This window comes from Labilibaculum sp. DW002 (assembly GCF_029029525.1).
Taxonomy (GTDB): Bacteria; Bacteroidota; Bacteroidia; order Bacteroidales; family Marinifilaceae; genus Paralabilibaculum; species Paralabilibaculum antarcticum.
In genome coordinates this window covers 296480-308711 of the sequence record NZ_JAKJSC010000002.1, presented here as the reverse complement: position 1 = coordinate 308711, position 12232 = coordinate 296480, and the positions used below count along the sequence as shown (strand labels likewise).

7 protein-coding genes are annotated in these 12232 nt (G+C 37.0%); 1 reads left to right on the top strand and 6 read right to left on the bottom strand.

The features are described from left to right. Positions 1–462: 462 nt before the first annotated feature. From L3049_RS12920 to L3049_RS12905, 4 genes are all read right to left on the bottom strand, one after another. Entirely contained in the window at positions 463–1497 is a 1035-nt protein-coding gene (locus tag L3049_RS12920) for an outer membrane beta-barrel protein (RefSeq protein ID WP_275110229.1), read from the bottom strand. A 198-nt stretch (positions 1498–1695) separates the two neighbouring features. Beyond that, entirely contained in the window at positions 1696–3411 is a 1716-nt protein-coding gene (locus L3049_RS12915; RefSeq protein WP_275110228.1) for an acyl-CoA dehydrogenase family protein, read from the bottom strand. Between the two features lie 57 nt (positions 3412–3468). Further along, positions 3469–4488 carry an electron transfer flavoprotein subunit alpha/FixB family protein gene (locus L3049_RS12910; RefSeq protein WP_275110227.1) on the bottom strand — a complete coding sequence of 340 codons (1020 nt, stop codon included), beginning with the start codon at positions 4486–4488 and terminating at the stop codon, positions 3469–3471. A 50-nt stretch (positions 4489–4538) separates the two neighbouring features. Further along, a complete protein-coding gene (locus L3049_RS12905) occupies positions 4539–5414 on the bottom strand; it encodes an electron transfer flavoprotein subunit beta/FixA family protein (RefSeq protein WP_275110226.1) in 876 nt (291 codons plus the stop codon). Positions 5415–5923: 509 nt separating this feature from the next. Between L3049_RS12905 and L3049_RS12900 the strand changes: the two genes are divergently transcribed. Next, positions 5924–7387, top strand: a complete 1464-nt coding sequence (locus L3049_RS12900; protein ID WP_275110225.1) for a carbon starvation CstA family protein — start codon at positions 5924–5926, stop codon at positions 7385–7387. 53 nt (positions 7388–7440) lie between these two features. On the opposite strand, the gene L3049_RS12895 is transcribed toward L3049_RS12900, so the two are convergent. Both L3049_RS12895 and rpoC read right to left on the bottom strand, forming a co-directional pair. Next, positions 7441–7767: a DUF3467 domain-containing protein gene (locus L3049_RS12895; RefSeq protein ID WP_275110224.1), complete on the bottom strand. Its 327-nt coding sequence runs from the start codon at positions 7765–7767 to the stop codon at positions 7441–7443. Between the two features lie 131 nt (positions 7768–7898). Beyond that, positions 7899–12164: a DNA-directed RNA polymerase subunit beta' gene (gene rpoC, locus L3049_RS12890; RefSeq protein ID WP_275110223.1), complete on the bottom strand. Its 4266-nt coding sequence runs from the start codon at positions 12162–12164 to the stop codon at positions 7899–7901. Positions 12165–12232 lie beyond the last annotated feature (68 nt).

Genomic DNA, 12232 nt, shown 5'->3' with positions numbered 1-12232 from the left:
TGTTCTTTAGCCAAAAAAAACAACTCGAGCTAGTCAAATTGTCTTCTGTGGCGACAAACATAAGCATAAAAAATATTTTTCACCTAACAAATTTAAATAAATTATCTATTTGTAATCATTCTATAAAACAAGTTTATCTATTTGATTTACTGTCTACTAAGCTATTTTACAATTCGCTTATTATTAATTTTATGATTATAAATAATTAATTATCAAAAACCATTACATTCATAATAATTCGACAATACAAATTAAGTTAACTACAAAGACAATCTATATTAAAGCTTTAATAATAAAAACTTAATAAAGTAGCCATAAAACTTAATCCAATGAAAAAAAGAGAATAATCATGAAATCAATCAAATTCAAAATTACATCTAATAATTTTTAATGTTTAATAATACCTCATAAAAAAACCGCCTACATCTGTGATGCAAGCGGTTCTAATATTTTAATCTCTTTTTAGAATTTAAACTCAAAATTCACAAAAACCAACGAGTTATCTTCATTGTTAGAATCCTTAAAATTATACCCTTGGTAATTTAGTGCCATCTTAACTCCTCTTACTGGTGCATATTGAACACCTGTTGTAATTGCGCTACCATTCTTAGCCAGGTTCCACTTTTCTGCTTCCCCTTCAAGTTTATTCGAAGATAAATTGTCATATCTTCCAAACACTTCCCATTTCTTATTGAATGTGTATGTTGAGTAGAAAGACCAACCTATCATGTCCTTACCTTCTTCCAGGTCAGAAAAATTTGTTGCATTGGTTAACAAGTTGTATTCTGCGCCTAATCTAAATTGATCAGAAAATTCATACCCCAGGAATCCAGCAAAAGTATTTGAAGTTACGTCTGTCTCATTACCTTCTTCATCGGCAAGGGTAGTCGTTAGTACATCTGCGTAAGCTTTAGCAATTAAGCCTTTGTGCTTATAAATTAAACTGGCTCCTACTTTTTGTTTACCATCTTCATCCTGTACTTTTTTGTAGCCTTCTCCATTAATAATAAAAGCATTTGCCGAAAAAGAATCGCTCAATTTAAAATTAGCTTTAATACCTACATCAGCACTTGGGCCAAAGCCATACTGATCATTAAAAGATTTCATAATATAACGATACCCCCAGAATTTTTCTTGTTCTTTAAACTGGATTGTACTAATCATCCCCAATGATACTTTTACTGCAGATGATGCTTTCCACTCTAACTGGGCTTTCTTAAGATAAGCCGTGTAGTCGCTACCGCCATCATTCTTACCAACATCTAGCGTAATACTTGCTTTTAAACCTTTTGCAATATTATAGTTGTATCCCAAATAAGCTCTCTTTATTTCAAAACTACTCTCCTGTTCTTCTCCATCAGTCATATCGTAATGGTAATTAAAGAATACTTTTCCTGTTGCTTTTCCTGATGGCTTAAATTCCGTTTGCTCTTGGGCAATTACTGAAAATCCCATGAATAAAGTTAGTACACCGATTAGTAAAGTTCTTACTTTCATTTTGGTTGTTTTAGTATTTTGACTTTTTATTGTAATTAACTTGACATGTTTTCTTAATATTCTGTCACAAAACTAATTTCTTTCCATCAACCTACCCACTTTAGTATTTTAAGTAAATGTTAATTCGTCTTAACGAAAAATTAACACAAAAAAAGGAGGTTCCCAACTGGAAACCTCCTGAATTAAGTCAAAACTTAATTATTTTTTGAAGATACCTAAGTCTTTCAAGTCTGAAGTTGAAATATAGTCAAGGTGAGCAGCACACTTAGCTTTACCCATTTTAACAAATACCTCTGTTGATGCCTGATATTTCTCATTACGAGTTGTATCTAACAACATCAAGTAACCCATAATGATATAACCTGCCATCTCAACCAAACGACGTGCGTGGAAATCCAGGAAGTCGTTGTGATCAGCAGTAGCGTTAATCTCGTTTACTTTAGCAACAGCCTCTTCGTACTTTTCAGTCATACCCTTAAGAGTCGTTCTGATGTACTCCAATTGTGGATTAAGTTCTTCACCTTCGTAGAATTTAATCTGAGAAAGATACTGTCCTGTCGTTACCCCACGAACCGCAGCTACAACTTGTAACTGAGTAGTTCCTTCGTAAATGTTTGTAATACGTGCATCACGAACCAAACGCTCAATTGGGTAATCTTTCATATAACCAGAACCCGCGTGAACTTGTAATGAATCGTAAGCAACTTCGTTACAGAACTCAGAAGCAAACAACTTCAATAGTGGCGTAAATACGTCAGCTAAACGCTGATATTTCTTCATATCCATTCTCTCTTCTTTATCCAGAGAACGATCTTGAGAAATGTGGAAGTATGCTTTGTAAACATCAACCATACGAGATGTTTCATACAATACAGAACGAGAAGCGTTAAGCTTAGCTTCCATATTAGTCAACATTTCGTAAACAGCTGGGAATTCGATAATCGCTTTACCAAACTGACGACGCTCTTTTGCATAAGCTAAACCTTCACGGTAAGCAGCTTCTGCAATACCTACTGATTGAGCACCTACGCCTAAACGAGCACCGTTCATCAATGACATTACATATTTGATAAGACCCATCTTACGAGATCCTACTAGCTCAGCTGGAGCATCAGTAAATACCAACTCACAAGTAGGTGAACCGATGATACCCATTTTATGCTCGATACGACGAACCTTAACAGCCATGTGCTTTTTGTCATAGATAAACATTGACAAACCACGACCGTCGTTAGTTCCTTCCTCAGAACGAGCAAGTACCAATGAAACATCGCCATCACCATTGGTAATAAAACGTTTCACACCGTTTAAGTACCACTGATCTTCTTCCTTGTTGTAAGTTGCTTTCAACTGTACAGCCTGAAGGTCAGAACCAGCATCTGGCTCAGTTAAATCCATAGCTGCAGTAGCACCTTTAGCGAAACGTGGTAAGTAATTCTCCTTTTGCTCTTTTGAAGCAAATTCGTGAATTGTCTCAGCACAATCCTGAAGCCCCCAGATGTTAGCAAAACCACCATCGGCACGAGATACCAATTCAGCAGCCATTACGTAAGGTACAATTGGGAAATTCAATCCATCGTACTCACGTGGAAGAGACATACCAATTAAACCAGCTTTAGTTAAAGCTTCGTGGTTTTCGGCAGTACCTTTTGCATAAATAACACGGTCGTTTACAACCTGTGGACCTTCTTGGTCAACGCCTTCAGCGTTAGGGCCGATAATGTCACCACAAATTTCACCAACGATTTCTAATGTGCGATCGTATGAATCCATTGCATCTTCAAAATCAAGAGGTGCATAGTCATACTTATCTTTATCTTCGAAGCCACGCTCTTTAAGCGCAACAATTTTTTTCATTAACGGGTGTTCCAAATGGAACTTCATGTCCTCGTTATCTGTATAGAAATTAGCCATTTCTTTTGGATGTTTTTTTGTTAATAATTCAAGCTTAAATACAAATTGGAAGTACGATTACTTGGTATTCTCTTTGTACTTCTTGATCATCTTAGGCACAACATCAGCAATATCACCTGTAATCACATAGTCAGCGAAATTGTTGATTGGAGCATTCTTGTCCGTATTGATCGCAATAACCATTGCTGATTCTTCCATACCTGCTGTATGTTGAATCTGACCAGAAATACCACAAGCAATATATAACTTAGGACGTACAGTAACACCTGTTTGACCAATTTGACGTTCGTGAGAAGCATAACCAGCATCTACTGCCGCACGAGAAGCACCTACTTCACCACCAATAACATCAGCTAGTTCGTATAACTTATCGAAGTTTTCTTTTGAACCAACACCATAACCACCAGCAACTACAATACCTGCATTTTTGATGTTTACTTTTGAAGCTTCCATATGACGCTCAATAACTTTCACAACAAAATCTGTATCGTTCAAGTATTTAGCAACTTCGATATTCTTAACTTTTCCTTTGTAGGCTTCAGAACGGATCTCTTTCTTCATTACACCCTCACGCACTGTAGCCATTTGTGGACGACAGTCTGGGTTAATAATTGTAGCAACAATATTACCACCGAAAGCAGGACGAATCTGATACAAAAGATCTTTATAATCCTTTTTGTTCTTCTTATCAGTATGATCACCAATGATCAAACTCGTACAGTCAGCAGTTAGACCTGAGTGAAGTGCAGAAGATACACGAGGCCCCAAATCACGACCGATGCTAGTAGCACCCATCAAAGCGATTTGTGGTTTCTCTTCTTCAAATAATTTTACAATGATTGAGGTATGAGGTAAAGTTGTGTATGGATAAAGACGTTTATCGTCAGCCATCCATAAAGTATCAACACCAAAAGGGATAATTTGTTTCTCAACACCTTTAAGATCGGCGCCAATTACAATCGCTTCCAGGTTACACTTCAAATCATCAGCTAGCGATCTACCTTTAGTTAAAAGTTCAAGACTTACATCAGCAATCTGTCCCTCTTCTATTTCGCAATATACAAATACGTTATTCACGGTTCTTAATTTTAAAATTCTACATTGAAATGATAGGAAAAACCAATCGATTAACCAATAGTATGATTAGCAATTAACTCTTTCATTAGTTCATCCATATCAGCATCGCTAGGCTCAAGTACTTTAGCTTCTTTAGCTTGGAACACGACATTTTCAATCGCTTTTACCTTTGTTGGTGATCCAGTTAAACCAAGTTCTTCAGCTTTAGTGTCGATATCGTTCACACTCCACTCACCAATATTTAGGTAAGGACGGTTGTTGTGCAATGCGATATAATCTTCGTCAGCATCCTGCATTTCAGAAACCGCTCTTGCGTGCTTGTATTTCATTACAAACTTCGCGTTACGTGGGCGACAATCGGGAGCAGAAGCGTTTACTGTTACAACCATTGGAAGAGTACCTTCAACAGTTTCAACACCACGCTCTAAACGACGCTTAACTACAATTTTACCCTTTTCTGCAGAAATTACATCTTCAGCATAAGTAATTTGTGGTATAGCTAATTTTTCGGCAACCTGAGGTCCAACCTGAGCTGTATCACCATCAATAGCCTGACGACCTGCAATGATAATATCAATCTTACCCATTTTCTTTAGAGTACAAGACAAAGCGTAAGAAGTTGCTAAAGTATCAGATCCAGCAAAAGCACGGTCAGATAAAAGGATACCATTATCAGCCCCACGGTATAAACCTTCGCGAATAATTTCAGCAGCTCTACCTGGTCCCATTGTCAAAATAGTAATCTCAGTTCCAGGGTATTTATCTTTTAAGCGCAATGCTTGCTCAAGTGCATTTAAATCTTCAGGATTGAAGATAGCAGGCAAAACAGCTCTGTTCACAGTTCCATCAGCTTTCATAGCATCTTTCCCAACATTACGAGTATCAGGAACCTGCTTAGCAAGAACAACAATTTTTAATCCTTTCATTGTTATATGTTTTATCATCTGTAATTGATTCTGGTTTATCACAACAAACTTTCCCACCCAATAGCTTCGAGTAAAGATTTTAAGTCATTTAAACCGTCTAATCACTAATTGTTATTTCCTTATTCAGGTTTGCTCATTTAATAATTGAATTCTTTAATTCTGAGCTTAGCAAATATAAAGATTAGAGTACTTAAAACAAATCTAGATTGTGAGTTAAAAAACAGATTAATAGTTAGCAATAAAATACCGAAATCGATATCGGAAACCATAGCGCTAAGATTATTATCGTCCTAATTTTTAACACTTTACCGATATCAATGCTGTGATATTTTTATTATTAATGGTTTTAAAAACAAATTCATCAACACAATTCTGTTTAATTTTAACATTTCGTACAATTCCTAAAGGAAATATAACAACTATTTTTTCCTTTCAAGTCGATATCAATATCAAATACTTTTTCATATAAAATTATAAATTTGCTAATAAATTACTCAACTAGTAAAAACATGATCACATTCTTAGCTGCAATTATCACCTTAGTACTTAGCTATTTTTTTTACGGTAAATTCATAGAACGTTTCTTTGGAGCAAATAACAATGTAAAAACACCAGTAGTCCGCTTAGAAGATGGAGTTGATTTTATTCCTATGCCTAGCTGGAAAATGTTTACCATTCAATTTTTAAACATTGCTGGTTTAGGTCCTATTTTCGGTGCCATATTAGGGGCAATGTATGGCCCAATAGCATACATTTGGATCGTTTTTGGATGCATTTTCATGGGTGCTGTTCACGATTACTTTTCAGGGATGTTATCCATTCGAAATGATGGTGCCTCACTTCCTGAAATTGTAGGTAAATATTTAGGTTCTGGCATTCAAAACTTCATCAGACTTTTTACCATTCTATTACTGATATTCGTAGGTGTAGCTTTTGTTACTGGTCCTGCTGGCTTATTAAAAGATTTAACCGGTGGCGGTTTAAACTGGTGGTTGTATGGAATATTCGCATACTATTTACTTGCTACCCTCCTTCCAATAAATAAAATCATTGGCAAAATATATCCCATTTTTGGTGCAGCCCTCTTACTAATGGCAATTAGTATTGCAGGAATAATGATCTATAAATCCTTTAATGGAAGCCTCCAATTAAATGAAATTTCTATTCTCCAATTAAAAAATCTACATGTTAACCCCAGCCAGAATATCCTCTACCCTATGATGTTTATCGTTATTTCATGTGGTGCTATTTCCGGATTTCACTCCACTCAATCTCCAATGATGGCGAGATGTATGAAAAAGGAGAGCTACGGACGACCTGTGTTCTTTGGAGCGATGATAGCTGAGGGAATCGTAGCAATTATTTGGGCAACTGCGGCTATGAATTTCTTTGGTGATACTTATGCCTTAAATGATACACTTACATCAGGCCATAATCCGGCATGGGTGGTTAATGAAATTTGCAATACTTGGTTAGGGAAAATCGGAGCAATATTCGCTATTATTGGTGTAATTGCTTGTCCTATAACTACAGGTGATACAGCCTTTAGAAGCGCACGCTTAACTATAGCTGATATTTTTAAGTACAAGCAAAGTTCAATACAAAGTAGATTAATTGTTTCAATTCCTCTTTTTGTAATTGGTTTTCTTTTATCTCAGCTAGATTTTTCTACTATTTGGAAATATCTCGGTTTGTCTAATCAAATCTTATCGATGGTCATGCTCTGGACAGCAGCAATGTATCTTGCTAAAGAAGGAAAGAATCATTTCTATCTTAGCATACCTGCTGTGTTTATGACCGCCATTTGTTTTACCTATTTATTTGTAGCCCCTTATAAAAATGGAGGTTTAGCCATAACTCCCGAAATAGGCTATATTCTAGGACTAGGAATTGCTCTTGGAATTTATCTACTCTTTCACTTTAAAAGCAGAAAGACATCAACAATTAATACAGAACAAGTACCCGTTAAATAAGAAAACCGAAAAGCATTTGTGCTTTCCGGTTCTTTCAATAATTTATCTGAAGTCTATGCTTGTCCTGTTGGCCCAAATCCCATTGGTATAATTGGTCCTTGTGGTCCTTGTCCACCATCAACATTTTTAATAGGTCCATTCATAGACTCAAACTTGTTAATATTATCCTGTAAAGCCAACATCAAGCGCTTTGCATGCTCAGGTGTTAGAATAACTCTTGACTTTACATCCGCCTTAGGCACTCCAGGCATAATGCGTACAAAATCAACTACAAATTCAGAGCTTGAATGTGTAATTACAGCTAGATTTGAATACGTTCCCTGTGCAACTTCTTCGCTAAGTTGAATATCGATTTGATTCGATGGTTTCTTATCGCTCATAATTGCTCTTTAATTTTTTGGTTACTTCTTGTACTGCTAAATTATGAAAATATTCCTGATTACGATTAAATAGAAAATAAAAAAAGGCTGTTTCAATAAATGAAACAGCCTTCGTATTTAGTAAGAGATTTTTACTCTTCTGTAGATGTATTAGCAAGAAGTTTTTCGTAATCTTCTTTAGCTCCAACAACGATGTCTTTGTAGTCGCGAAGACCAGTACCAGCAGGAATTAAGTGACCGCAAATAACGTTCTCTTTCAATCCTTCAAGTTGATCAACCTTACCACGAATTGCAGCCTCGTTCAATACTTTAGTTGTCTCCTGGAAAGAAGCAGCTGAAATAAATGATCGAGTTTGAAGTGACGCACGGGTAATACCCTGTAGAATCTGAGTAGAAGTAGCTGCGATAACATCACGAGCAACAACTAATTTCATATCCTTACGCTTCAATACTGAATTCACATCACGTAATTGTCTGGCAGTAACAATCTGTCCTGATACTAATTCGTTAGAATCTCCAGCATCAACAACAACTTTTTTACCGAAAATCTCATCGTTCTCAAGCATGAATGCTTGTTTATCAACGATTTGTTTCTCCAAGAAAGTTGTATCTCCCGGATCAGCAATAACAACCTTACGCATCATCTGACGAACGATAATTTCAAAGTGCTTATCGTTAATCTTCACACCCTGCATACGGTATACATCCTGTACTTCGTTCACGATATATTCCTGAACTTTTGTAGGACCTTTAATTGCTAAGATATCAGCAGGTGTAGTAGCACCATCAGAAAGTGGTGTACCAGCTCTAATGTAATCGTTCTCTTGAACAAGCATTTGCTTAGATAGAGGTACTAAGTACTTCTTCTCCTGACCTGTTCTTGAAGTTACAATAACCTCACGATTACCACGCTTGATCTTACCGAAAGTAATTTCACCGTCAATCTCAGAAACAACTGCTGGATTAGATGGGTTACGAGCCTCAAACAACTCAGTAACACGAGGAAGCCCCCCGGTAATATCACCCGTCTTACCAACGTTTCTAGGAATCTTAACAACTGATTGACCAATAGTAATCATGTCACCTTCGTTTACAGAAACGTGAGCACCTACTGGTAAGTTATAAGATTTAAGAATTTCACCGTCAGCTCCTAAGATTCTAACACTTGCATTCTTAGCTTTATCCTTAGATTCGATAATTACTTTCTCAGCAAAACCTGTTGCTTCATCAGACTCCTCATTATAAGTAACACCTTCAATCAAGTTATCGAATGAAATCTTACCTGAGAATTCAGAGATGATCATGGCATTATATGGATCCCACTCACAAATCAATTCTTCTTTTGAAACATCAACACCATCCTTAATAAACAGTTTAGAACCGTAAGGAATAGTATGTGTAGATACTGCAATATTTGTATTCTTATCGATGATACGTAATTCAGCCAAACGACCGATTACAACATCATAAGTTTTTCCATCTTCAGAAGTATGCGAAACAGTTCTTAATTCTTCGAACTCTGCAATACCATCGTATTTAGAAACAACCGAGTTTTCTGCAGATACGTTACCCGCGGTACCCCCTACGTGGAAAGTACGAAGTGTTAACTGTGTACCCGGCTCACCGATTGACTGTGCAGCAATTACACCGACAGCTTCACCTTTTTGAACCAGTTCACCACTAGCAAGGTTACGTCCATAACATTTAGCACAAACACCCTGACGAGCTTCACAAGTTAATACTGAACGAATCTCAACAGTTTCAACTGGAGAAGTTTCAATAGCTTCAGCAATTTCCTCTGTAATCTCCATACCTGAAGCTACAAGTAGCTCACCAGTTAATGGATGGAAAACATCGTGAACAGTTGTACGACCTAAAATTCTTTCGAAAAGTGATGCTACAACATCTTCCTGATTCTTAATTGCAGATGCAGAAAGACCTCTTAATGTACCACAATCAGCTTCATGAATAATAACATCCTGAGCAACATCAACCAAACGACGAGTTAAGTAACCCGCATCGGCTGTTTTAAGTGCCGTATCCGCAAGACCTTTACGCGCACCGTGAGTAGAAATAAAGTACTCAAGTACAGAAAGACCTTCCTTAAAGTTTGAAAGAATTGGATTCTCAATAATCTGACCACCTTTAGCTCCAGATTTCTGAGGCTTAGCCATCAAACCACGCATACCACCCAACTGACGAATCTGCTCTCGCGATCCACGAGCACCAGAATCAAGCATCATATATACAGAGTTGAAACCTTGGTTATCGTTTTCCAACTGAGTCATCAATGTTTGAGTCAGATTAGCATTTACATGCGTCCAGATATCAATAATCTGGTTGTAACGCTCGTTGTTCGTAATGAAACCCATATTATAGTTATTCAATACTTCTTCAACTTGCGCGTAACCGTCAGCTACCATTCCTTCTTTCTCATCAGGAACTTTAACATCAGAAAGGTTAAACGATAGTCCACCTTCGAATGCTTTACGGTAACCTAAGTTTTTAATATCATCAAGGAATTTAGCAGTAGCGTGAACACCACACTTCTTATAAACGTATCCAATGATATCACGTAGAGCTCTCTTTGTAATCAGTTGGTTTAAGAAACCAGCTTGTGCAGGAGTACACTCATTTACGATGATACGACCAATAGTTGTCTCAACAATAGTGTCAACCAATTCGTCATTTTCATTAAGATCCTTAACTTTTACTTTAATCTTAGCATGAAGATCAACGGCTTTTTCATTAAAAGCAATCATTGCCTCTTCCGCTGAGTAGAAAGTAATACCTTCACCTTTACAACCTGTTCTAGCCTTTGTAATATAGTAAAGACCAAGTACCATATCCTGAGATGGAACAGTAATTGGAGTACCATTGGCAGGATTCAGAATATTGTGAGAACACAACATTAACATCTGAGCCTCAAGAACAGCTTCATTACCTAAAGGCAAGTGAACCGCCATCTGGTCACCATCAAAATCGGCATTGAAACCGGTACATGCAAGAGGATGAAGACGAATCGCTTTTCCTTCAATAAGTTTTGGTTGGAAAGACTGGATACCCAAACGGTGAAGCGTAGGAGCACGGTTAAGTAGTACCGGATGTCCTTTCAATACATTCTCAAGGATATCCCAAACCACAGGATCTTTACGATCTACGATTTTCTTAGCCGACTTAACAGTCTTTACAATTCCACGCTCAATAAGCTTACGAATAACGAAAGGCTTATAAAGTTCAGCAGCCATATCCTTAGGGATACCACACTCGTGCATTTCCAAATCCGGACCTACAACAATTACCGAACGAGCAGAATAGTCAACACGCTTACCCAATAGATTCTGACGGAAACGACCTTGCTTACCTTTCAATGAATCTGAAAGAGATTTCAAAGGACGGTTGTTTTCTGTCTTAACCGCATTAGATTTACGTGAGTTATCAAATAGTGAATCTACAGCTTCCTGAAGCATACGTTTCTCGTTACGTAAAATTACTTCCGGAGCTTTGATTTCGATTAATCTTTTCAGACGGTTGTTACGAATGATTACACGACGGTAAAGGTCATTCAAGTCAGAAGTTGCGAAACGACCACCATCCAATGGAACCAATGGACGTAATTCTGGTGGAATTACAGGAACAACTTTAACAACCATCCATTCTGGATTGTTTACTTCCTTTGAATCACGGAAAGCACCAACAACTTGAAGACGTTTCAAAGCTTCGTTTTTACGCTGCTGTGAAGTCTCAGTGTTAGCCTTATGACGTAACTCATATGATAATGAATCAAGATCTAAACGTGATAATAAACTGCAAAGTGCATCAGCACCCATTTTAGCAATAAACTTATTTGGATCTTCATCATCTAGGAATTGATTTTCCATTGGAAGTTCATCAAGAATATCTAAATATTCTTCTTCTGTTAGGAAATCAAGGTAATTGACACCATCAGCGGCTTTTACACCTGGGTTAATTACGACATAACGTTCGTAATAAATGATAGTATCTAATTTTTTTGTTGGTAAACCTAAAAGGTAACCAATTTTATTTGGCAACGATTTAAAATACCAAATATGTGCTACAGGTACAACCAACTGGATGTGCCCCATACGCTCACGACGTACTTTTTTCTCGGTTACCTCAACACCACATCGGTCACAAACAATACCACGGTAACGGATACGCTTGTATTTACCACAATGACACTCATAATCCTTCACAGGACCGAAAATTCTTTCACAGAATAAACCGTCACGTTCTGGCTTATAAGTACGATAGTTGATGGTTTCAGGCTTTAAAACTTCACCACTGGATCTTTCTAAGATCTCCTCAGGAGAAGCAAGACTGATAGAGATTTTTGTAAAATTACTCTTTACTTTGTTATCTCTTCTGAATGCCATATATTGAAAATTAGGATATTAACAAATTGATTCATGAAAAGTGAATGTCGGAAGAACCAACATTCACT